The 22,785-nt window shown below is 41.4% G+C and carries 21 protein-coding genes; 5 read left to right on the forward strand and 16 right to left on the reverse strand.

Going from position 1 to position 22,785, the window contains the following annotated elements:
* Positions 1 to 81: 81 nt before the first annotated feature.
* The 5 genes from PAT01_RS12930 to PAT01_RS12950 form a co-directional block, all read right to left on the reverse strand.
* Positions 82 to 2,373 carry a xanthine dehydrogenase family protein molybdopterin-binding subunit gene (locus tag PAT01_RS12930; protein ID WP_154945582.1) on the reverse strand — a complete coding sequence of 764 codons (2,292 nt, stop codon included), beginning with the start codon at positions 2,371 to 2,373 and terminating at the stop codon, positions 82 to 84.
* A gap of 12 nt (positions 2,374 to 2,385) precedes the next feature.
* Complete coding sequence (locus PAT01_RS12935) at positions 2,386 to 2,874, reverse strand: (2Fe-2S)-binding protein (RefSeq protein WP_029771953.1); 489 nt, start codon at positions 2,872 to 2,874, stop codon at positions 2,386 to 2,388.
* Between the two features lie 194 nt (positions 2,875 to 3,068).
* A complete protein-coding gene (locus tag PAT01_RS12940; RefSeq protein WP_154945583.1) occupies positions 3,069 to 3,677 on the reverse strand; it encodes a nucleotidyltransferase family protein in 609 nt (202 codons plus the stop codon).
* A 1-nt stretch (position 3,678) separates the two neighbouring features.
* Positions 3,679 to 4,698, reverse strand: coding sequence for an XdhC family protein (locus PAT01_RS12945; protein WP_154945584.1), 1,020 nt, complete (start codon positions 4,696 to 4,698; stop codon positions 3,679 to 3,681).
* A 417-nt stretch (positions 4,699 to 5,115) separates the two neighbouring features.
* Complete coding sequence (locus PAT01_RS12950) at positions 5,116 to 5,976, reverse strand: DUF6279 family lipoprotein (RefSeq protein WP_138579079.1); 861 nt, start codon at positions 5,974 to 5,976, stop codon at positions 5,116 to 5,118.
* 595 nt (positions 5,977 to 6,571) lie between these two features.
* On the opposite strand from PAT01_RS12950, the gene PAT01_RS12955 reads away from it, so the two are divergent.
* Positions 6,572 to 7,297 carry a tetratricopeptide repeat protein gene (locus PAT01_RS12955; RefSeq protein ID WP_154945585.1) on the forward strand — a complete coding sequence of 242 codons (726 nt, stop codon included), beginning with the start codon at positions 6,572 to 6,574 and terminating at the stop codon, positions 7,295 to 7,297.
* 71 nt (positions 7,298 to 7,368) lie between these two features.
* Here PAT01_RS12955 and PAT01_RS12960 read toward each other — a convergent pair whose 3' ends face one another.
* From PAT01_RS12960 to dnaK, 9 genes are all read right to left on the reverse strand, one after another.
* Entirely contained in the window at positions 7,369 to 8,787 is a 1,419-nt protein-coding gene (locus tag PAT01_RS12960) for a coniferyl aldehyde dehydrogenase (RefSeq protein ID WP_154945586.1), read from the reverse strand.
* Between the two features lie 154 nt (positions 8,788 to 8,941).
* The gene (locus tag PAT01_RS12965) at positions 8,942 to 10,666 is read right to left on the reverse strand and encodes an ATP-binding protein (protein WP_154945587.1); all 1,725 of its coding nucleotides are present in this window, start codon (positions 10,664 to 10,666) and stop codon (positions 8,942 to 8,944) included.
* Between the two features lie 171 nt (positions 10,667 to 10,837).
* Positions 10,838 to 11,104 (reverse strand): CBU_0592 family membrane protein, encoded by a 267-nt coding sequence (locus tag PAT01_RS12970; protein WP_004588716.1) that lies wholly within the window; start codon positions 11,102 to 11,104, stop codon positions 10,838 to 10,840.
* 186 nt (positions 11,105 to 11,290) lie between these two features.
* Positions 11,291 to 11,542 (reverse strand): hypothetical protein, encoded by a 252-nt coding sequence (locus PAT01_RS12975; RefSeq protein ID WP_004588717.1) that lies wholly within the window; start codon positions 11,540 to 11,542, stop codon positions 11,291 to 11,293.
* 156 nt (positions 11,543 to 11,698) lie between these two features.
* Complete coding sequence (locus tag PAT01_RS12980) at positions 11,699 to 12,067, reverse strand: response regulator (protein ID WP_024031358.1); 369 nt, start codon at positions 12,065 to 12,067, stop codon at positions 11,699 to 11,701.
* Positions 12,068 to 12,119: 52 nt separating this feature from the next.
* Positions 12,120 to 12,524: a DUF1761 domain-containing protein gene (locus PAT01_RS12985; RefSeq protein ID WP_096042912.1), complete on the reverse strand. Its 405-nt coding sequence runs from the start codon at positions 12,522 to 12,524 to the stop codon at positions 12,120 to 12,122.
* Positions 12,525 to 12,644: 120 nt separating this feature from the next.
* Positions 12,645 to 13,106, reverse strand: a complete 462-nt coding sequence (gene ybaK / locus PAT01_RS12990; protein WP_154945588.1) for a Cys-tRNA(Pro) deacylase — start codon at positions 13,104 to 13,106, stop codon at positions 12,645 to 12,647.
* Positions 13,107 to 13,408: 302 nt separating this feature from the next.
* Positions 13,409 to 14,551, reverse strand: coding sequence for a molecular chaperone DnaJ (gene dnaJ, locus PAT01_RS12995; RefSeq protein ID WP_024031901.1), 1,143 nt, complete (start codon positions 14,549 to 14,551; stop codon positions 13,409 to 13,411).
* A gap of 201 nt (positions 14,552 to 14,752) precedes the next feature.
* Positions 14,753 to 16,672, reverse strand: coding sequence for a molecular chaperone DnaK (gene dnaK, locus PAT01_RS13000; protein WP_024031902.1), 1,920 nt, complete (start codon positions 16,670 to 16,672; stop codon positions 14,753 to 14,755).
* A 241-nt stretch (positions 16,673 to 16,913) separates the two neighbouring features.
* Here dnaK and PAT01_RS13005 point away from each other — a divergent pair, with 241 nt between their 5' ends.
* The gene (locus PAT01_RS13005) at positions 16,914 to 17,735 is read left to right on the forward strand and encodes a thioesterase family protein (protein ID WP_154945589.1); all 822 of its coding nucleotides are present in this window, start codon (positions 16,914 to 16,916) and stop codon (positions 17,733 to 17,735) included.
* 24 nt (positions 17,736 to 17,759) lie between these two features.
* On the opposite strand, the gene PAT01_RS13010 is transcribed toward PAT01_RS13005, so the two are convergent.
* The gene (locus PAT01_RS13010; RefSeq protein WP_154945590.1) at positions 17,760 to 18,485 is read right to left on the reverse strand and encodes a substrate-binding periplasmic protein; all 726 of its coding nucleotides are present in this window, start codon (positions 18,483 to 18,485) and stop codon (positions 17,760 to 17,762) included.
* A 167-nt stretch (positions 18,486 to 18,652) separates the two neighbouring features.
* Between PAT01_RS13010 and PAT01_RS13015 the strand changes: the two genes are divergently transcribed.
* From PAT01_RS13015 to PAT01_RS13025, 3 genes are read left to right on the forward strand one after another with little or no spacing between them, the layout of a single operon-like run.
* Positions 18,653 to 19,819: a paraquat-inducible protein A gene (locus PAT01_RS13015; protein WP_318299751.1), complete on the forward strand. Its 1,167-nt coding sequence runs from the start codon at positions 18,653 to 18,655 to the stop codon at positions 19,817 to 19,819.
* Positions 19,816 to 21,471: an intermembrane transport protein PqiB gene (gene pqiB, locus PAT01_RS13020; RefSeq protein ID WP_154945592.1), complete on the forward strand. Its 1,656-nt coding sequence runs from the start codon at positions 19,816 to 19,818 to the stop codon at positions 21,469 to 21,471. The genes PAT01_RS13015 and pqiB overlap by 4 nt, the downstream gene beginning before the upstream one ends.
* On the forward strand, positions 21,471 to 22,079 hold the full coding sequence (locus PAT01_RS13025) for a PqiC family protein (RefSeq protein WP_024031907.1): 609 nt from the start codon (positions 21,471 to 21,473) through the stop codon (positions 22,077 to 22,079). Before pqiB ends, PAT01_RS13025 begins: the two co-directional genes overlap by 1 nt.
* Here PAT01_RS13025 and PAT01_RS13030 read toward each other — a convergent pair.
* Entirely contained in the window at positions 22,076 to 22,576 is a 501-nt protein-coding gene (locus tag PAT01_RS13030) for a GNAT family N-acetyltransferase (protein WP_096042908.1), read from the reverse strand. The genes PAT01_RS13025 and PAT01_RS13030 overlap by 4 nt on opposite strands.
* Between the last annotated feature and the right edge of the window lie 209 nt (positions 22,577 to 22,785).

Here is a 22,785-nt window from a genome sequence, read left to right on the forward strand (position 1 = left end):
AAAGCCTTTAACATTTTAATAATTCATCGCTAAGTTCAAAGCACGTAAAGCCTGTGCCTTACGCGCTTTGTTAGCACTTAACTAGGCCGTAAGACCTGCTTTAAGCTCATTGGGTTTCATGGGTAAATTACGTAACCGCACACCAACTGCATTAAATACCGCATTTCCAATAGCTGGCGCAACCCCAATTACTCCAGGCTCACCTAAGCCCATTGGAAACTCATCACTTTGTACAAACTCTATGTCCATATCGGGCACATCTTGCATTCTAAGTGGTAAGTAAGTGTTAAAGTTAGTGGCTGCTACTTGTCCGTTTTGGTAATTATTTGATTCATGTAACGCAAGGCTTGTGCCCCACAATAACGAACCTTCAAGCTGGGCTAGTGCACCATCAGGGTGAACAATTAAACCTGCATCTACCACGGCGTAAAGCTTCTTAAGCGTAATTTTGCCATCGCTTTTATTTACGTGCACATGGGCTGCTGTGGCAATCCACGCTGGCATATTACGCTCTTGGCCTGAACTTACTGAAAAACCAATGCCTTCATTTTCACCCAGCTTAACATTTGCGACCTTCGCTGACACTTTTTTAAGTACCGCATTTAAGCGCAGCGCTCCGCCTACGCTTTCAGGGGCTTTACCTGCTTGCTTACCTTTGCCATCGAGCATTGATAAACGAAACTCAACCGGATCAATCCCTTGTTTGTGCGCTATTTCGTCGATAAAAGATTCTAAGCTCCATGCTATCCAGCCAGGTCCTACCGAGCGAAGCCAACCTGGGGTAAATGTGCTTTGCGCTAATTCGTTATTAATTGCGCGGGCACGGTGGTTATCCATGCTGTACCAGTGATCGGCTCCAGAGGCCGAAAATGCATCAAACTTACCTTTGCCATCAACCCCTGGTGATAAAAAGCCAGGTGCCATTGCTTTTGTTGGCCAGCCTGCTGCAAAAGCATGTTCCATTGCACTAAGCTCGCCATTTTCATTAAACGAAGCAGTTAATTTAGCTGTAGAGGCAGAGCGTGATTGATCAAATAAGCTATCGTCGGCGCGCGTAAATACCAGTTTTACGGGTTTGCCAATCGCTTTCGCTGTTAATGCTGCAGGCACAGTCCAATCACCAAATAAACGACGCCCAAATCCACCGCCTAAATAATAAGGGCGAATAATAACGTTATTTTGTTCAACCTCTAACGCCTTGGCCAATGCAGGTAGTGTTAAAGACTGCCACTGATTACCGGTATGGATAATCCACTTGTCTTGTTTAAACTCTGCCACTGCGTTAAGCGGCTCTAATTGATAATGGCTTGCTGTTGCTGTGGTGTACAGTGACTCAAGAGACTGCGTTGCCTCAGCCTGCATTTTAGCGGTATCACCTTCATTAACAAATAAGGTACCAGCGCTGCTATCGTTACATAATTTTTCGCCTAGGGATTGAATATCGGCCTCTGTAACATTAGCTGTTTGCCCTTTTTTATAGGTTACTTTTAGCGCATCTACCGCTTTAATAGCACTGGGGTAATTGTCAGCTAAAACCACCACCCAGCCTTGTACGGTATTACTCGGGTCGTTTAAAATCTCAAACCCTTTATAGCCTTTTATTGTTTTTGCAGCGCTATCGTCCACCTGTGTCACTTCACTACCATAGCGTGTTGGTGGGATCACAGGGCGCGCATACACCATGCCTTCAAGCTCTACATCTATACCGTATACGGCAGTACCATTTGTTTTTGCCGGAATATCAAGCGCTTTAAAGTCTTGTTTTAAACCCGTTAAGTGGCGTTTATTGGCAGGCTTTAACGGCAGTTTTGCAACTTCTTCACTGCTAAAGGTACGGTTAAACTCACCATTTTTAACAATATCGGCATAACTGATCGATTGATCGCCTGCAATTATGCGCCCTTTACTTGCGTGGCACTGCTCAGGCTTAACCCCCAGCATATTAGCCCCTGCATCTATAAGGGCTATACGCCCCGCAGCGCCAGCTTGTGAAAGCGGCTTAAAGCTTTGAAATACAGACCACGAGCCACCTGTAACCATGTAGCCCCATTTTTCGTGCGTATCTACATACGTGATTGATACTTTATCCCAGTCGCACTCAAGCTCATCTGCCACAATACGCGCTAAGGCGGTGCCTACGTGCTGGCCCATTTCAGCTTTGGCAATACTAACGACTACTTCACCTTGCTGGTTCATAGTCCACCAAATTGTGGGTGAAAACGATTGTTGTGCAATCGACTCTTTGGCGCTAAGTTCACCTGAAAATAAAGCCGGAGCAAATGCCATAACCAGGCCAGCAGTTGCTGTACTAATCATAAAAGAGCGACGGTTTAAGTCTACGGTTTCGGTATTTTTTTGAAATAGTTTTTTCATTGTCGGCTCCAGTTACACGTCTAGCTCTTTGGGGTTAAACATTTGTACTGCACTTTGCGATTCATCAGCTGCACGTTGTATAGCCGATTTAATACGCTTGTACGCCATACAGCGGCAGTAGTTGCCATTCATATGATTTACTATTTCTTGATCTGTTGGATTTGGATTGTCTGCTAATAACGTAGCAGCTTGCATAATTTGCCCCGATTGACAGTAACCACACTGAGGTACTTGCTCATCGACCCACGCTTTTTGCAGCGGGTGCGCGTTGTTTAGCCCTTCAATGGTCGTAATATTTTTTCCTGCCACTGCGCCCACGGGTAATACACACGAGCGCGTTGCTTGCCCATCTAGATGCACTGTACATGCACCGCACATAGCAATACCACAACCAAACTTAGTTCCTTTTAACCCTATTTCATCGCGAATAACCCACAGCAAAGGTGTATCTGCACTTGCTTGCGATTTAACCTCTTTGCCATTAACTGTAAACGTCACCATAGCTTGCCCCTTGATTAAGCCTAAATAAAATTAAAGTAACGCATGACCCATACACGTTACTTTTTATACCACCGTACGTTGAAACTATTACGCTTTGCATTGCAGCGCACATTTAAAATGCGCGCTGGCATAACTGTTAAAAATCTAATCTCGTTTTAAACGTTTAACCTAAAGTTTAGGCTATATTTTTTAGTTTATTCGCTTACAGTTAGGTTGTTGTTATTATTAATAAACTGCTTTAATTGCTGTTGTGTGTCGATATCTGTGCTTGCCTGCTTAAGTAAAATGGTATTAACGTCAACCTGTGTATCGCGCAGCAAATGTTGAGCGCCTTTATCACAATTTAGCGCTGCGAGTGTTTTAAAATCACAGGCAGGAAATACAGCAGGTACGCCAAGGCGTTCGCCATAATCAGCGCACCAGCGCGAGGGGTTGTTGTTAAAATGAGTAATTAAAGTATTTATGTGTGTAGCACTAAGCTCAACCTGATCCGCCAGCATAAATAAAATCCCCTCTAATGAGTGCGCCTTACTTATAGTGTGTGTTGCCAGCGCAATGGATTTTCCTAAGCCTATTTGCCAGTGTGGGTTATGCAGTATTTCAACATTTTTATAGCCACGTAACGCGTGTTCAATTTGCGCATGCCAAGCACCGCTAATAACGTATATGGGTAATGTGTCATCACCTTGTAAGGTATCTACGGCGCGGCAAATCATTGGTTTATTACCTACATCGGCTATAAGCTTACAGCCGTTAAAGCGCGACGATTGCCCAGCGGCCAAAATAACCTTTGCTACGCGCACCTTAGTTGCCCCAATTACTTAACGATGTAGCATTTTTATTAGCAAATACCGCATGAATTTCGCTAATGAGCGACAAAGCTATGCTCTCTGGCGAGTCGCCTCCCAAATTAAGCCCAACAGGACCAAATACAGGCGCTACTACCTTATCTACACTTGTATTTGCATGCTCAAACACTTGCGCTCGGCGATGTGCAGGCCCCAGTAACCCCATGTACTTTAGTTGGCTTTGCTCAAGTGCGGCTAACGCCTGTGAGTCAAGCTCTACACTGTGGGCCATTAAAACAGCGGCATCCACTTTGTGCTGTTCGCAAAATTGTTTAAGCTGCGTAGCTGGGCAACGCAAAATATTATCGGCCTGCTTAAAGTAGTCTCTTTTAGCATTTGCAGCTCGGCTATCCCATACACTTACCATCCACCCGAGTTGTTTAGCAAACGCGTACACCGGTATCGCATCAGCGCCACCGCCAACAATTAATAAATGTGCGCTGGGGTAAATAGCCACTTCTAAACGTTGGACTTTATCTTGCTCTAAAAGCGTTGCTTTGCGGTTTAAAGATAAGTTGTGCTGCTGCGCCACGGTTTTAAAAACGCCAGACCCCTTTGCCACTAAAGGTTTAATTTGCTGTGTGTAGTGCCCCGATTGCTTATTTTTAAGCGCATTAAACATGCTATCTAATTGTAAGTATTCGTTTTCACTATTAACGCTTTGCAAAATAATATGCACCACACCACCACAGCCAATTCCTAGCTGAAATGTTAAGTCGTCTTCATCGGTTGCATCGTAGGTAATAGTTTTAGAATGTAATGAGGTCATAACCTGTTTGGCATGGCGCTGAATATCAGCCTCTAAACAACCACCCGAAAGCATGCCTAAGCGCTGGCCAAGGCTTGAAATAAGCATCATCGCGCCCAATTTTCGATAGCTAGACCCTTCAATTTGGTACAAGGTTGCTAGCACCCATTGTTGTTCATCACGAAGCGGATACCACGTATTGAGCATTCCTTTTAAATCAGTAACCATAAACTGCAGCCATTACAAACCTTAATATGCGCGCGTTTTAATTATCACCAAGGTGTCGCTTTGCTTCATTTGTTAGATATAACGAGGATAATCAAGCAACAAATAAGTGAGAAGCGTACGTGATATATTTTAAAATCGATCAGATAGGACGTTATTAAATATGAAATATTATCTTAGCATTTATCGAGGGCGAGGTGACCTGTGTGGATTGAAATTTTTCACTCTAGGTGCAATTAAATCGCCTTCAAAGGCTTTGCCCTGACTAAAAACCAAACGCCCTGTTGTAAATTCATCCACCGCAGTACGCCACGCCCTAACTTCCTTAATAAGCGTATAATTTATAAAATGTTACACATGCTTAATTAGCAAACAATACGTTAGCTTTATGGCTAATGTGAGCCTTGGCTTAAATAAGCATTAATCTTCAATTAAATCGGTGAGCGTATTAATTAGCTCATCAAACTCATCATTTACACTCTCGCGTTGCTGCTCACTCAATGTGGTATTTAGTTCAATAAGTAGGTTTACATAGAGCGCTAAGTTTGCATCATTACTGGCTAATAGCTCTTCGCTCATATAAGCTTCTCGCTGTGTAATTACATAGCTTAATTGTTTTACAAATTCAGCCTCACTGAGCGCTTTATTTAAAAGTACTTGCTGCGCTGCATTTAAACGCGTTTGCTTGTACTGATGCCAAAGCAATGAAGAGTCATAATGAGCATTGTTAGCTTGGGTAATAAGCTGCGTTTGCACAGGGGTTAACTTTCCTAGCCATTGTTTGTAGTAATCAAGCTGCCTTTCTAGGCGCTCGCTTTTGCGCTCCTGCGCTGTTAATTCAGTAAACTCTTCGTATTCTTCGTTAATTTGCGTTTGGATATTAGCAATAAGCTCTTCGCGCTGCGCATAAGAAAGCGTAAGCCCTAACTGCGCGAGCGGTATATGCGCGTGTTCAAGAATGTTTTGAAAATGAGCTCTGGCCAATACCACTTGCGACTTTAGTTGCTGATAGTCTAACTGCTGATTAAATAACCCTTTTAAATTTAGGATATCTTGCTTGTAGGCGGGTAATTGCGTGGTGCGGTGCCACTGCTGGGTTGTGTTAATAATACTTTTGAGTTGCTTGTTTTGCTGCTTATTTAGGTCAATGTAGTCATCTACCCAAAACGACGAAAGCCACGTTAAGTTATTATAAGTAAACGAAGCCGAACAACTACACAAAAATAGCAGACTGAGCGCAATGGCTACGCGCGAAACTTTTATATTTTTTATTTTAAACATGAAATCCTCAACTAACGCTTTCTCTCAAACTCTCACATAATACGCAAAGATGTTAATTTATTTTAATTGATAATAATTATTATTTACTGTTGACACACCATCAAATCTAAATAATAATTAATCGCATAAACAAAGTGTAACGACCTCAGTGCCCAAGGAAGAAATACAGCATGGATGCTGACATTTTGTTTTAAGCGCGTGACTGCTTAATGGCTATTATTTACTCGACCCAAGTAATAGCATAAAAGTTCATCTCTACTTGCTACATTGCTCATATTAGTGACGGTTAATATGACATTAAAAGCGCAGGCCTTGGTTTGCGCTTTTTTACTGCTTTAAATTTTCTGTAATATCTGTATCTTACGCTTATAAACAGCGCATTATTAGCAATATAATTGCTTATTTAAGCTATAATTACCACAACAGCTTGGCTAAGTGTTAAACGAGCATATAATCACCAAAGCGTTAGTATTTCACTTAACCCCAAGCACTTGCACCATTTTATACGTGGCTATTAAATAGTAAGTACAAAGTGTTGCAATAAAACAGGTTTCATACATACACATTGCAACTATTACCTATTGGAGACATGGCTATGTCACAGTTTAATTTAAAAGCATTAATACTCACTGGCGTTTTGCTTTCAAGCCCATTTGCACATGCAACTCTTGAAGACGGTATAAGAGCTGCCAACGAAGGCGAGTTTGCGACGGCACTAAAAGAATTTGAATATTTAGCTGATAAAGGCTTTGCCCCTGGTATTTACGAACTAGGTAAACTTTACGAGGGCGGCTATGGTGTTACACGCGACTACTTTAAAGCGGCAGAGCTTTATAAAGAGGGCGTTAAAAAAAATCACGCTGACTCAATGTTTGCGCTAGCGGTTTTATACGATGAAGGCAAAGGCGTAAAGCTTGATAAGCAAATGGCGGTTACGTTATTTGAAAAAGCAGCGAAAAAAAACCTCCCCGCCGCACAATTTAATTTAGGTGTTATGTATGCAAATGGCGAGGGCGTATCGCGCGATTATAAACAAGCCAGAACGTGGTACGAAAAAGCCGCTGCTAATAACTACTCACTGGCGCAATTTAATCTGGCGCTCATGTATTTTGAAGGCCTAGGCATGCCAAAAGACTTAGAGAAATCGTATGTGTGGAATACCATTGCAGAATACAACGGCAACATGCAAGCAAGCCATAGCCGTAAGCTAGATGAGCGTAAAATGCTACCTAAAGAAATAGAAGAAGCAAAAGAAAAAGCCGACAAAATCTACGAAAAAATACTCGCAGGCACGTACGCCGGTGAAGGTCGCTTATTTTAATTTTCGCCTAGCAAAACCTAAGTGTTTAACAAGGGCAAATGCATCTCGCATTTGCCCTTTTTTATACCAATTTACTTAATATATAAAAATTTAAGCAGCTTAATAATAAGGTTGCTCTGTTTGAGTAAAAGCGCGGTACGCGGGTTAAACGAGCTAGACACCAAGGTGTTTTTTGCATGACTAAAGGTTAAAAACCCCTCTTTACCATGATAATGCCCCATTCCTGAATGCCCAACGCCACCAAATGGCACATCGTCTGCTGTCACCTGCACTAAGGCATCGTTTACAGCAACTGTACCACTTAATGTTTGCTCCATGATGTAATCTTGAGCGTGCTTATCTTGGCCTAAAATGTATAGCGCTAAAGGGTGATTATGCGCTTTTATGTAGCTAATTGCCTCATCGAGCTTTTCGTAGGTTTTAATAGGCAAAATGGGGCCAAATAACTCATCTTGCATTAACGTCATATCATCGCTAGGCGCGGTAACAATATGCAAACCCATTCTATGCTTTTGTTTGTCTTGCTGGTTTTGATCTAGCGGCTTAATAACTTGCGCACCTAACTGCTGTGCTTGTGTTAAATACCCTTCTAAGCGAGAGTAATGCGCATCGCTAATAATTGACGTTAAGTTTTTGCCTTCAACCCCGTCTTTAAAGTGCTTTTTATAAAGCTCGCACAATTGCTGCACCAGCTGATGCTCAAGGGCCTTAGGTACAAATACATAATCTGGGGCTACACAAATTTGCCCTGCATTAGCCATTTTACCAAACAATAATGTTTGCGCTGCTTTTTTAATATTAGCTTGCTCAGTAATGATCACCGGCGACTTACCACCGAGCTCTAAGGTAACAGGGGTTAAATTTTCGCTGGCTGCTTTCATAACCAGCTTGCCCACTGACGTTGAGCCAGTAAACAGCAGATGTGCAAATGGCAGTGCAGAAAACTCACTCGCTACATCGCTTGCCCCTAACACCACTTTACAATGCGCTTGTAGCTCGTCTGCAAATATTTTTTCGATGACTGCATTTGTATGCGGAGTAAACTCGCTGAGCTTAAGCATAACTCTATTACCCGCAGCAATGGCGGTAATAACAGGTACTAATGCCAGTTGTATGGGGTAATTCCATGGTGCAATCACGCCAACTACACCAAGTGGCTGGTAAGTCACACTCACTTTTGATGGCCACAAACTTAAGCTAGTTGAGCGCTTACTGGGTTTTGCCCATTTTGGCAATTTTTTAATTATGTGCGCTAAACCCTGAACCGTTGGCAGAATATCGCCAAGTAACGTATCGAACGCGGTTCTGTAGCCAAAGTCTTTTGATGCTGCATCGATAAGCGCTTGTTCATTGCTAACAATGCGTTTGTGCAACTTTTTTAATAATACGATACGCTTATCTATCGGGAGGTACGACTGGGCTAAAAAGCTATTTTGCAGCTCATTAAACGTATCGCTGGGTGACGGTGTGTGTGTGCTATCAGTATCCAAAGGTGCTACTCGTGTATCATTTTGCTACGACTATAACGCCGTTCTGATTTTCGAGCAATAACACTAACTATCTAAAAATTACCGTTTTTGTAGGAACAAATAGCCACAATTAATCACTACTCGCTCAATAATTTAGCCCTTAAATTACTTTTATTTAGCACGTTAGCGGCTCACAAGGAAGCGTAATAATAAATTTAGCGCCGCCTTGCTCGCGGTTCTGTGCGCTTAGCGTGCCATTAAGCGCGCTAATAATTTGCTTAGAAATACACAACCCAAGCCCTAGCCCATCAACCGATTTAGTACTGTAAAAAGGCTCAAAAATAGTGTCTATATCGTGCACTTCTATACCCGGACCGGTATCTTCAATACACAGTTGCACACTATTATTTAGATAATTGGCACTGATACTCAGCTCGCGAGTAATACACCCTTGCATTGCTTGGCTGGCATTCGATATTAAGTTAACTAACACTTCTTCAAGGGCCGCTTTATCTGCTAACACGTTTAATTGGCTGTCAATTTTAGGCGGTAAAACACTTATATTGTCCTGCTTTAGCTGGTTTTTATTAATCTCAAGTGCCTTGGCTACTGATTCACTTAATGGCACTTCGCTAATAATCGTTTTTGCAGAATCAGAAAAATAATTTAGCTGTGCAACTATCTTATGCACTCTTGCTACTAAGGATTCAATAAACTGTAAATTTTCGTTTAGGGCTTCAAACTTTCCTTTAGCTAGCAAGCGCTTAGCACTGGCTAAGTAAGTATTAATGGTATTAAGCGGGTGATTAATTTCGTGGTTAAAGCCCATGCTAAGCTGGCCAATTGTTGCAAGCTTAGTTGATTGTACAAGCGCATCTTGCTGTGCTTTAAAAGCATTGGTACGTGCACTAATTTCCTGACTGACACTGTGATGGGAATAAACCAGCTTTTTAACGCCAACAAAGCGCCTTAAAACAACATACCCTAGGGCAATAATAAGCGCATAAATTACCACAAAGCCAAATAACGCCGGTAATTGGGCAATATTAGCATTAGATACATTTACTAATACGGTAACCGATGCGTTCAAAAAGCGTAATTTTTGCTCTACCGATAAATAGTTATGCTCATCAATTGTGCTAAACAGTAACCTTTGTGATGTGTAATTTGAATGGGCAATCAGCTTAGGTTGATAATCTAAATACGCTCGACGCTGAGCGATGTCTCGACGATGAGTAATATCGAGTGTAGAAAACGTATTCAGACGCCAATTTTCCATATCTGAAATAGCAATCACGCTATCTTCTAGCTGCACATAAAAGTGGCTGCCTTTGGCGGTATTTAAAAGCTCACGGTCACTTTCAAATTTGTTCACATTGACTTTTAAAACAACGACCCCTACCGCTTGATTATTGTTATAAATGGCTTGTGAAAAATAGATGCCTCGCTCTTTTGTACGCATGCCTAGGGCAAAATACGCTACTTTTTCACCTGCAAATGCGCGCTTAAAATACGGTCTAAACGACAGATCGCTGCCTAAGAAGTTATGATCGGCCTGCCAGTTACTGCTTGCAATCACAGCGCCTTGTTCATCAAGAATATAAATATCTGAGGCACCACTGGCTTGTTGTATATCAGCTAAGTAGTTATTAATCTTTTTTTCGTTATTTTGCGCCGCACCTAAAAAATCAATAACCTCGTTGTTATAGGTGAGAAGCTGAGGAATTTTTGAAAAACGCGCAAGCTCAGCATCAATATAATGCTTTAACTGAGTTGCTTGCTGGGCTGCTTTTTGCTCGGCCTGATTATAATAATGAGTTCGACCATAGCAAAACACAACCGACAATAGCACTATCAGTACAACAAAAGATAAAAGAAGTTTTTTAGAAAAGGAGAACATGCCCTAGCTCACAACAAAATAGCTATAAAATTTAAGGGCGCTAGTTTAACGGGTTATGGGCGCTAACAACAGAAACTTTGTGTTAACAAATACAATAAATCTTAATTTATTTATAAACTGCTGCAAGTCTGTACTGACTCGCAACAGTAAACATCATTAGCGGTACTAAAATTACGAGTTAGTGGCTAATTGAGGCTTATTTTTAGCGTACTTGTATAAGCCGATCAGTGAAGCTGCAATCCAGAAAATCTCAATTACAAAGCTTGCAAGGTTAAAGTTGTAACACAAACTTATTAACAGCAAAATTGCCCCTGTTAAATTCATTATGTTGTACAATAACCCCGTTGGGGATGCTTTATTAAGTTGTAATAAAAAGAATGCACCAACAACTAAGAAAGTACCCGCCATACCTACAATATCAAATAACAGTGCTATCACACGTTTATCCTTTGCTTAAAAAACCCAACTAACTGGCCCTATCCTTGGGGAGGGTGTTTTTCAATCATTGAAACAGCAAAACCGGGCGAGTATATCAGGCTTGTTTATTGGTACAAGGTCAATTGTCCGCCTTACTAATCATCAAATCTAAGCTTTTGTAGTTATTACATTTTTAAACGTATTGGGTTATTTAAAGGTAACCTTACCGCCAATTATTTTATAAGCTGGCGTACCGCGTATGATTGCTGGGCGCGCAAATGGGCGCTCGCATTGGGGGCAAATACACGGTGTAGTTGTGTAATCTTGGGTTATTCGCTCTATAAAACACTTTACTAAAGCGCCTTTGCCACCTTTCCTATATTTAAACAGCGCCGCTTTGCAAGCAGAGCAAAAAATATCGACTGTTTTAGTCGGCCCTTTTTTATTTGGCTTAGCCATACACTCCTTAACATACCTACGTTGATACAAAGCAGACATTTTAGCAGTTAATAAATAAAAACGTTACAGAAGCTAGGTAAACTGCCTAATAAGCGGTGGAGAAAACGCAGGGGATTAAATAATAGGTACGATATAAAACACCATAAAAGCGTTTCGCTAATCTCTAAAAAACAAACGGTTTAATTGCGCTGATAACACATTCATATTAAATGGTTTAATAATAAACCCCGACACTTTTGCTTTAATAACTTGTTTTACTGTATCGGCGTTATCTTCGCACGTGACCATAATAACAGGTAAATCGACTAAGGCTTGGTCGTGGCGTATGTTATCGAGCAAGTTTACACCGTCTACTTTAGGCATATGTAGGTCGGTTATTACTAAATCAAATTTTTGCTGACGCAGTATTTTTAACGCCTGTTGGCCGTCAGTTGCCTCTACAACATTTTTGTAATCAAGCTGCCTTAACATATTAATTAATACGTGGCGCATAAGTGGCATATCATCAACGACTAATATTTTCATAATTATCTTTATTGTATTTTAGCGCTTAAAGGTGGCGCCTTATTTAGCGTTCTTAGGGCCATACACCTATAATAAAACCCATTAATGTAAATTGTAATGTGTAATACCCTGCATTAATTATAAATAACTTGATTGGCCGCTGCTCATAAATGTAACTGAGCCCCAGCGAACTACCTACCCAAAACAAACCGATGGCAAAACCTGTAAAGGCGCCCTCTCCCATTCCGGCCTCTTTACCTAAAAATAATGAAAGCACCACCGCCGACAAAAGTGCAAGTACCATACTGCCACCAAAAATTAACGCCGGTTTTGCTGTTTGTAAATCAAGCTCCGTAAGGCCTGTACACTCTAACCAAGCATTTTTAAAAAAAGCGTTTGAATACCAAATACCGCCAAGCATAAAAGAGGAAAGCGCCGCCACAAGCACGGCAAAAAAATTAACATCAGAAAAATTCATACATACTGCCATAATGCATAGTGTACAAGGGTATTTTGACTGTAGTTAAAAATACCCTAAGCAGCAAATTATCGCCTTTAAAATTTGCGGTTTAGGGCGTGTTGGTTTTTGTGGAGGTTTTTAAAAATCGCCATAGGCGGCACGCGTTTGTGCCTTTAAATCGGTTGGCGAAAGCGCTACCTCAAGCCCTCGCTTACCTGCACTTACATACACTGTTTTAAAGGCCATAGCGCTTGAATGAATAAAAGTGGTTAGGCGCTTTTTTTGCCCAAGCGGGCTAACCCCTCCCAAGATATACCCTGTAGCGGCTTGTACCTTTGGCGCGCTTGCCATTGCGACCTTTTTAGCGTGACTCAGTTTGGCCAATTGCTTTAAATTTACTTGCTGGGATACCGGTGTAATGGCAACAATTAACTGCCCTTCACTGGTTTCAAGCACGAGGGTTTTAAATACCTGCTCACTATTAAGGTTTAACTTTTCAACGGCTTCTTGGCCATAACGTGTTGTATTAGCATCGTGTTGATAACTAAGTACATCGTGAGGCACATTTTGTTTTTTCAGTAATTCTATAGCCGGGGTCATACAATTTAGCCACATTATTTTAAGCGAATTATTAATCTACAATAAGGGTTAATCATTTTGAAGAGTAACTTAATAGCAGATACGTAAAAAGCCTCTTATTTACGAGGGTATAGGTACAAAGGGTAAAGCAGTGTGGGGTCAATTGCACAAGGCAACAAAATTGCTCAATGAATTAATCGATTGAGTATACGCACTTTATAATATTGCTAAGTCGTGCCCAGAAAAATGGTTAAATCACATGAATTTGAGTCAAAAAAAACGGTGCATCTAGCACCGTTTTTTTTAGTTTTTACGATAACTTATTACTTAGTTAAATCGTCAAAAAACTTTTTAACGCCGTCAAAAAAGCCTTGCTCTTTAGGACGGTTTTTTGAGCTATCTTTGCCCATGCTCTCGTCTAACTCTTTAAGTAACTCGCGTTGACGCTCGTTTAAGTTAACTGGCGTTTCAATCACTACTTTACAAATTAAGTCACCTTGAGCACCACTACGTACAGATTTAACACCTTTGCCACGCATACGGAACATTTTGCCCGTTTGTGTTTCAGACGGTATTTTAAGTTTTGCACGGCCATCAAGCGTAGGCACTTCAATTTCGCCACCTAAACCTGCGGTAGTAAAGCTAATTGGCACTTCGCAGTACAAGTTATTCGCATCACGTACAAAAATTGGGTGTTCGCGTACAGATACTTGCACGTATAAGTCGCCAGCTGGCGCTCCGTGCATACCCGCTTCGCCTTCACCGGTTAAACGAATACGATCGCCTGTATCTACGCCTGCTGGAATTTTAACTGACAACGTTTTCGTTTTCTCAACACGCCCTTGTCCGTGACACTTATCACATGGGTCTGAAATAATCTGACCTTGTCCCTGACACGTAGGACACGTTTGTTGAACAGCAAAGAAACCTTGGCGCATCTGCACTTGGCCAGCACCATGACACGTAGTACATGTTTTAGGCTTAGAGCCCGCTTTTGCACCACTGCCATCACATGGCTTACAGCTAACCCACGTAGGTACTTTTATTTCTACTTCTTTACCACGAACCGCTTCTTCTAAGCTTAGGTCCATGTTGTAACGTAAATCTGATCCACGTTGTTGACGCGATTGACGACGGCCACCACCGCCACCAAAAATGTCACCGAACACATCACCAAAAATATCACCAAAATCGCCTTGACCACCACCGCCAAAGCCACCGTGACCGCCGCCACCGCCTTGTTCAAAGGCAGCATGGCCGTATTGGTCATACATTTGACGTTTTTGATCGTCGGTTAAAATCTCGTAAGCTTCTTTTACTTCTTTAAATTTAGTTTCGAGATCTTTATCACCGGCGGTACGATCTGGGTGATATTTCATCGCTAAGCGTTTATACGCTTTTTTTATGTCTCTCTCGCTTGCATCTTTGCTTACGCCGAGAACTTCGTAATAATCGCGTTTTGACATATCTATCACACTACTCTTTTCTATTTGCAGCTAGGCTGCGGGATAAACCGATAAATCACATCGATTTATCATGAAAATTTTAAACCTTAAATACATACAAAAGGCGCGACAAGCTGTAGCCTGCGCGCCTCAAAAGTTCATCCTACCCTAAAAACTTGAGCAAATCATGTTGTTTAGGCTAGTTAGAAGCTTAGCTGACAATTACTTGTCGTCTTTTACTTCTTCAAACTCAGCATCAACTACATCGTCGTCTTGCTTAGCAGACTGTTGTGGTTGCTCGCCTGCATCTGCGCCACCTTGTTGCGCTTTAGCTTGAGCGATTTCCATTAGCTTTTGAGACTTTTCAGCAAGTGCTTGCGTTTTAGCTTCAATTTCTGCTTTGTCATCGCTCTTAATAGCTGCTTCAAGGTCAACAACAGCTGCTTCAATTGCATCTTTGTCTTCACTTGGTAGTGCATCGCCAGCTTCTTCAATTTGCTTGCGAGTACCGTGTACCATTGCATCAGCTTGGTTACGAGTTGCTACTAGCTCTTCAAACTTTTTATCTTCTTCAGCGTTAGCTTCTGCATCACGAACCATTTTTTCTACTTCTTCATCGCTTAAGCCCGAAGACGCTTGAATCGTGATTTTTTGCTCTTTACCTGTATCTTTATCTTTCGCTGATACATGTAAGATACCATCCGCATCTACATCGAAAGTTACTTCGATTTGTGGAGTACCACGTTGTGCTGGACGAATACCTTCTAAGTTAAATTGACCTAGAGATTTGTTGTCGCTAGCACGCTTACGCTCACCTTGTAGTACGTGAATCGTAACGGCAGATTGGTTATCTTCTGCTGTAGAGAACGTTTGCGATTTCTTAGTAGGAATCGTTGTATTTTTCTCAATTAGCGCGGTCATTACTGAGCCCATTGTCTCAATACCTAGCGATAATGGAGACACGTCTAGTAATAGTACGTCTTTAACGTCACCTGCTAATACACCACCTTGAATTGCCGCGCCTACTGCTACAGCTTCATCAGGGTTGACATCTTTACGTGGCTCTTTACCAAAGAACTCAGCAACTGTTTTTTGTACTAGTGGCATACGTGTTTGACCACCTACTAAAATGATATCGTTAATATCATTTACAGATAAATCAGCATCCGCTAGAGCACGTTTAAGTGGCTCAATTGACTTAGTTACTAAGTCTTCAACTAATGACTCAAGTTTAGCACGCGTTAGTTTAACGTTCATGTGCTTAGGACCTGATGCATCGGCAGTCACGTACGGAAGGTTAACTTCTGTAGATTGTGCAGATGATAGTTCGATTTTCGCTTTTTCAGCCGCTTCTTTAACACGTTGCATAGCAAGCGGATCGTTTTGTAAATCGATACCTTGGTCTTTCTTGAACTCAGCTACTAAGTAGTTGATTACGCGGTTATCGAAATCTTCACCACCTAAGTGAGTGTCACCGTTTGTAGCAAGTACTTCAAATGTGTGCTCGCCTTCAACTTCATCAATTTCAATGATTGATAAATCGAAAGTACCACCACCTAAATCGTATACTGCAACAACGTTTTCACCTTTGTTTTTGTCCATGCCGTAAGCAAGGGCAGCAGCTGTTGGCTCATTGATGATACGTTTAACTTCAAGACCCGCAATACGACCAGCATCTTTTGTTGCTTGGCGTTGTGAATCGTTAAAGTATGCAGGTACTGTGATTACAGCTTCAGTTACTTCTTCACCTAAGAAGTCTTCTGCTGTTTTCTTCATTTTTTTAAGTACTTCTGCAGAAATTTGTGGTGCAGCGCGTTTTTCACCGCCCGCTTCAACCCATGCATCGCCGTTATCAGCTTTGATGATTTTGAACGGCATAATACCGATATCGCGTTGTACTTCTTCGTCTTCAAAACGACGACCAATTAAACGCTTAATTGCAAATAACGTGTTAGTTGGGTTAGTAACCGCTTGACGCTTAGCAGGTTGACCTACTAGCGTCTCACCGTCTTGCGTGTAAGCAATAATAGACGGGGTTGTGCGATCGCCTTCCGCATTTTCAATAACACGTGCTTTATCACCATCAAGTACTGCAACACAAGAGTTTGTAGTACCTAAATCGATTCCAATAATTTTACCCATGAATCTTCTCCAACTTCAAATTCGTTAATACGTTCGATGACTAGTAAATAGGGATGCCACAAAGTTAATTCAACTGTAAAAATGAAAAAAAATTCATTTTTTGTAATTTATTTAACAAAAAACCTTAATAAAAGTAGGGTTTGATGTTTTTTACGCCAAATACACCTATTCAACACAACTAGTCTGACCAGTTGTTATGTGCTATATATGTCTGATAATGATAATTTCAAGGATATTAACGATGCATTTTGATGACTTATTAAAACAAGCCTCTGCTATTTCAAACTCTTCTTCCGCTTCGCTTGCCAATAACAGCAATACAATGGAGTTTCCTGCTAATTGGTGCCAAGGTAGAACCGCTTTTGGTGGCCTTTCTGCTGCACTACTTTATCAAGCAATCAGAAAACACATTGACCCAAGTAGACGATTACTGTCTTTAAGCACTAATTTTGTTGGGCCGCTGCTTGCCGACACGCCTTTTTCATTGTCAGTTGAAATTTTACGCCAAGGTAAAAGCAGTACTCAGGTATTAGCTAAAGTGATTCAGAGTGAACAAGTGTGCGTTATTGTCCAAGCGTGTTTTGCTATTGATAGGCAATCGGGTGTTAATGTACCGGTTAGTAAAGAAATGGGATTAAAGCCTGTGGATGCACGTCATACATTGCCGTTTATTGAAGGGCAAATGCCTGAGTTTTTTCAGCATGTTGATTTATGTCCGCAACAAGGCGCTATGCCTTTTAGCGCTGCAGAGACCTCGCATTTAGGCGGCTGGGTGCGCTTTAAACATACCCCAGAGGCAATTACCGAAGCACATATAATAGCCCTTACCGATGCATGGCCTCCTACATTATTACAAATGTTTAAACAGCCGGCTCCAGCAAGTAGCATGTCGTGGTATTTAGAATTTGTGCAAGAGCCAACGCTTACACCCGGTGAATGGTTAGGCTTTGAAGCAATTACACATCATGCTAAAGGGGGTTATGGCTTAGAAGATGGCTGTATTTGGTCGCAATCGGGGGAGCTAATTGCTTTGACACGTCAAACCGTTGCTTTGTTTGATTAAGTACCGCTTAGCTTACTAATGAGCTTAGTGGTAACCACTCATTATTTGTTGATATTTTCCCTTTGCTTTTATAGTTAGCAGGCCTTTATCAAATGCTTTTTGCAGCACTGCGTTGTTAAAATAAGCAGGGCGTGGGGCTTTTGGAAAAATTGGGTGAATATTAACGGGTAATGAGTGCGTATAGTCATTGTTATAGTAATGAAATATGCGCTCATCGAGGATAATTACATCCACCCAGTCTTTCATTAGCCTATCGACTTGCGCACGCTGATTGACTACTTCTTCATAACTTGCAAACTGAGCAACCCCTTTTGCAAATGGGGGTGGTAAATAAGCTGTTGCATTTTGAAATCCTAATACACTTTTATTGTTTAGTTCATTTATCGTCTCAATAGTAAAGTTGCGCTTTTTAAGAGATACCGCCACATTTTTATAACTCAATACTGGCTGACTAGGGTAAATACCTGCGCCGCGCTTTCCTGCGTAATTAAGCAGTATATCCACATTACCGCTATGCAGTTGCTGCTCGGCGCGCTTGTTAGACATGTAAATAACCACAATATTATCTAAGCCCTGCTCAATAAGTGCCGCTTTAATTATATTAAGTTGTATACCCGTATCTGTTTTTTCTATTACATAGGGAGGAATAGTCGCACTGGCAGCAATCACAATTGGCTGTTTTTGCCAAGCGGCAGACACTGGCGGGCTTATAAAGAAACAGCTAATAAAGCAAAGTAATAACAGCCTCACATCTATCCTTAACGTATTGTTATTGCGCTTAATGATGAATCGCGTTGTATTAATAACTTAAATATAGCAAAATTGCGTAAACATTCTTCTTTGATGGTTATAACTTGCAAACAATTTGCCCGTGCTGCGACCTAATAATTGATATACCCGCAATAGCCGATAAGCAAATGGCCGTGTGCCCGCATTGTCACCATAAGTTGTGCGAAGGTGATGTAAACAACGACAGTAAAGTGGTTGCGCTAAGTATTGGCTCATTACTAATGCTATTAAGCAGCATGTTTTACCCGTTTATTTCATTTAGTAGCAGCGGCATAACGCAAACCATCACCCTGCCCGATGCTGCCAGAATTTTATTTAATTACGACAGTGAGTTACTTGGCTTATTTATTGATTTAAGCATTATTGCGCTGCCAATGAGCTTACTGGTCATTCTTATTCCTATGCATCTTGGGCTTTTGCAATCCTTGCCAGAGGCCATCGCTAGGCGATTGCTCAAGTTTACCTTGGCCCTTGAGCCGTGGATCATGTCTGAAATATTTTTAATTGGGGTGTTAGTAAGCATGGTTAAAATTATGTCGCTTGCCGACATTAGTTTTGGCACCAGCTTTTGGGCATATATTGGCTTTGTTATTATGTATATTGCGGCGCTTGCCCATTTAAATAAGCCGCGCTTATGGGCACATATTAAACCAGCAACAACACTCGAAGACGCAGCACATGCCAAACGCGCTATTGATCAAAACATTAAAGCTTGCCACGTATGCCATCAGCTGTGTAAAAGTAGTGTTTGCCCGCGTTGTCACACTAAAACCCATGTAAGAAACCCCAACAGTGTTCAAAAAGCAACGGCATGGTTAGTGACCTCTGTGCTGTGTTACATACCTGCAAACCTATTACCAATAATGCACACCACCAGCCTGGGTGATGTGTCACCGTCAACCTTAATTGGCGGCGTACTGACACTTTGGAAAAGTGGTTCCTACCCCATTGCTGCCATTATATTTTTGGCCAGCGTAGTGGTGCCACTGGCCAAAGCCTTTGTGCTTAGCTTTTTATGCATTATGGTGGCAAAACCTGCTAACAAGCACACAAAAGGTTATACTAAAATTTATCAACTTACTGAATTTATTGGCAAATGGTCAATGATCGATGTATTTGTTGTTGCTATACTCGTTGCCTTAGTGCAACTAGGCAACTTAATGTCAATTACCCCAGGGCTAGGCATTGTATTTTTTACTGTTATGGTAATATGCCAAATGATGGCTGCACATGCGTTTGATCCGCGCTTGTTGTGGGATACACCAAAAAACAAACATTCAGAGAATAAAGCATGACCGAAACGGCTAATGTAACAACAAAACCAAAAATTTCTGCTATTTGGATTATTCCACTGATAGCCTTATTAGTTGGTATATGGATGTTGTATCAATACCAAGCAAATGTAGGCCCTACTATTTATATAAAAATGCCCCACGCAGAGGGCATTATTGCAGGTAAAACAGAAATAAAAGTGCGCAGTGTTAAAATTGGTCAAATTGATGCTATACGCCTTTCTGACTCGCAAGATAGCGTTATTGCCCGCGCACAAATAGACAAAAACTATAATGAACTCCTCACCGACGATGCTAAAATTTGGGTTGTTAAACCCCGTATAGACGAAACGGGCATTAGTGGTATGAGTACGCTTTTGTCGGGTGTTTATTTAGAGTTTTCACCGGGGGAGAGTAAAAAACTAAAAGAGCGTTTTGTATTACAAGACGAGCCAGCCCTTATTGGTAAAGATGTTAAAGGTGGGCGTTTTCAGTTACTCAGCTACAACGCTGAAGTGCTAGAGGTAAGCACTGGGATATTTTTTAAAAACTATAAAATAGGCCAAATAGAAACCGCTACTTTTGACTGGAAAAACCAAGCAATGAAGTACGGTATTTTTATTAACGAACCCTATCAAAACCTCATAACATTAAACTCTATATTTTGGGTTAATGCCGGCATTGAAATAGATTTGTCGGCCGATGGTATTAATATAAGTACCGGCTCATTAAGTAAACTCCTCAAAGGCGGTATTTCGGTTGGCTTACCAGAGCAACAAGCCCCAGGCGACTTAGCCCAAGACGGCCACAATTTTTCGCTAAGCCAAAGCTACAAAGAAGCACTAGAAGAGCGCTTTTACGACTTTGATTACTACATTATTGATTTTGAACAATCTATACGTGGCCTAAGACCCGGCGCGCCTGTGGAATATCGCGGCACCCGAATTGGTACCGTGGTAGAAGCCCCCGCTAACGTTATTGTTAATGGTAAACCTGCACATTTTAAAAACCATAATACAGCGGTGCCGGTACTGATTAAAATAGAGTATGGCCGTTTATATCACGATAGCGCAGCGGCCAAAGAGTTTTGGCAAAGTAGCCTAACCGGCTGGATAAAAAATGGTATGCGCGCTTCTTTAAAACCCGGCAACCTTTTAACTGGCGCAGTGTATGTAGATTTTGATATATACCCCGACGCACCAAAAGCGCATTTAGCAAAGCTCGCCCAGTATGATGTATTTCCGAGTATATCTAGCGGCATTACGGTGCTTGCCGATCAGGTCTCGGATGTGCTTAACAAGGTAAACGATTTAAAAATTGAAGACAGCCTAGCGCAAATGCAGGCTACATTTAGCGACTACCAAGCGCTTGCTAACGAAATGCGTGCGTTATTAAGCCAAAAAGACACCCAAAACTTACCCGGCGGCTTTAACCGTAACTTTGATAAAATGACCAAAAGTATGGAGCAGTTTGAAGTGACCATGCGTCAATTTGATAAAACCATGGCAAGTTATCAGGCCGGCTCTGAGTTTCATCATCAATTACAGCAAACCTTGCTTGAATTTAAACGCTTAAGTGAAGAAATTCAGCCGCTTACACGGGGTTTAAACGAACAACCTAATATGTTTATTTTTGATAAAGCACTCCCTGCTGATCCACAACCAAGGAAGCAATAATGAAACACTTATTTTTAGCCATAACCGTGTTAATTACCCTTGCAGGGTGCAGTGCGTCAATTCAAACCGCAACGCAGTATTATCAGTTTGAACAACCCATTGCTTCATCATCACGCCATGTAAAAGAAACTGATGCCCAATTAAGAGTGCAAACCGTGGCCCTTAGAGGCGCTTTAAATAATTTGGGCATAGCAATGAAAATTGATAGCAACCAAATTCATGCGGCAAATTACAACCTATGGGGTGAATCGCCCGATGTGATGCTCACCGCTACAGCGCAACAAACCCTTTTTAATGCAATGCCTAATTGGATGGTCATTAAGGGCTTACCGGTAATTACCGAGCTTGATCAGCAAACGTTTTACGAGCTTGAATATGAAGTGCACCACTTTAATGGTGATATGCAAGGCAACGCTGATATTTCTGGCCTGTGGCGCTTATATTACACCCACCCAGAAACCGGCCGCCGCCTAATTAGTGTGCATAATTTTTCGCATGTAGTTCCAATAGAAGATGATGGTTACGATGGCTTAGTGGCTACCCTTGAGCAAACTTGGCAAAACATAAACCTAAGCGTAGCAAAAGCCATAGAGCAAGCGCGACTTTAATAACCATATATAATTACGGCGGTTTTATCATTATTAATAACCGCCTTGCCTACCCTATTAAAACCTAACTTTAATAATACACCATGAGATGCGGTGTTATTAGCTGCGCAGATAGCACTGACCTGTTTTATCCCAAGTGTGTGCCTATTTTGTAATAGCGCTTTGGCCGCTTCAAAAATATAACCGTTTTTCTCATAACGGGTTAACAAGGCAAAACCTAAATCTGGCAGTTGCAGTACGTCGCGTTTATAAAAACCCACAACTCCTACTACTTCACCATTGTGTAAAGTAATAATATAAGGGCCAAACCCTTGGTGTTTATGGGCTGCCCTAAACGATTGCTCAATGTAGCGCTTGGCATCGCTGTGCGTATAAATGGCTTTATCGCCAATATATTTTATAAAATTTGGCTGATTCACCAAAGTAAGTAACATGGCTGCATCGTGCTCATTTGCATAGCGTAATAATAAACGTTGGGTTTTAAATACGGCCTCCACATTATCTCCTATAAAAAGTTATTTTGTACGTAAATTTTTATTGACTGAAATACAAAACCGGATTATTTTTGCGCCGATGTTTTTACAGGCACAACAATAGCGGCATGCTTCTCTTGCACCGTCTGGCGCCAAAGCCAACGCGTTTCCCTTTCGCTATTAATTTAACATAACAGCAAAGCACCCTACGCGGCAAAAGCAGTGACTTGGCA

The sequence above is a fragment of the Pseudoalteromonas atlantica genome, from assembly GCA_007988745.1.
Lineage (GTDB): Bacteria > Pseudomonadota > Gammaproteobacteria > Enterobacterales > Alteromonadaceae > Pseudoalteromonas > Pseudoalteromonas atlantica.

Excerpts from the sequence above, each read along its gene's own strand:
- PAT01_RS13015 (WP_318299751.1), top strand. The coding sequence starts at position 18,653 with ATGGCCGTGTGCCCGCATTGTCACCATAAGTTGTGCGAAGGTGATGTA.
- PAT01_RS12975 (WP_004588717.1), bottom strand. The coding sequence starts at position 11,542 with ATGGCTAAGCCAAATAAAAAAGGGCCGACTAAAACAGTCGATATTTTT.
- PAT01_RS12985 (WP_096042912.1), bottom strand. The coding sequence starts at position 12,524 with ATGAATTTTTCTGATGTTAATTTTTTTGCCGTGCTTGTGGCGGCGCTT.
- PAT01_RS13005 (WP_154945589.1), top strand. The coding sequence starts at position 16,914 with ATGCATTTTGATGACTTATTAAAACAAGCCTCTGCTATTTCAAACTCT.
- dnaK (WP_024031902.1), bottom strand. The coding sequence starts at position 16,672 with ATGGGTAAAATTATTGGAATCGATTTAGGTACTACAAACTCTTGTGTT.
- PAT01_RS12950 (WP_138579079.1), bottom strand. The coding sequence starts at position 5,976 with ATGTTTAAAATAAAAAATATAAAAGTTTCGCGCGTAGCCATTGCGCTC.
- PAT01_RS12980 (WP_024031358.1), bottom strand. The coding sequence starts at position 12,067 with ATGAAAATATTAGTCGTTGATGATATGCCACTTATGCGCCACGTATTA.
- PAT01_RS12945 (WP_154945584.1), bottom strand. The coding sequence starts at position 4,698 with ATGGTTACTGATTTAAAAGGAATGCTCAATACGTGGTATCCGCTTCGT.
- PAT01_RS13025 (WP_024031907.1), top strand. The coding sequence starts at position 21,471 with ATGAAACACTTATTTTTAGCCATAACCGTGTTAATTACCCTTGCAGGG.
- ybaK (WP_154945588.1), bottom strand. The coding sequence starts at position 13,106 with ATGACCCCGGCTATAGAATTACTGAAAAAACAAAATGTGCCTCACGAT.
- PAT01_RS12965 (WP_154945587.1), bottom strand. The coding sequence starts at position 10,666 with ATGTTCTCCTTTTCTAAAAAACTTCTTTTATCTTTTGTTGTACTGATA.
- PAT01_RS12930 (WP_154945582.1), bottom strand. The coding sequence starts at position 2,373 with ATGAAAAAACTATTTCAAAAAAATACCGAAACCGTAGACTTAAACCGT.
- PAT01_RS12935 (WP_029771953.1), bottom strand. The coding sequence starts at position 2,874 with ATGGTGACGTTTACAGTTAATGGCAAAGAGGTTAAATCGCAAGCAAGT.
- dnaJ (WP_024031901.1), bottom strand. The coding sequence starts at position 14,551 with ATGTCAAAACGCGATTATTACGAAGTTCTCGGCGTAAGCAAAGATGCA.
- PAT01_RS12955 (WP_154945585.1), top strand. The coding sequence starts at position 6,572 with ATGTCACAGTTTAATTTAAAAGCATTAATACTCACTGGCGTTTTGCTT.
- pqiB (WP_154945592.1), top strand. The coding sequence starts at position 19,816 with ATGACCGAAACGGCTAATGTAACAACAAAACCAAAAATTTCTGCTATT.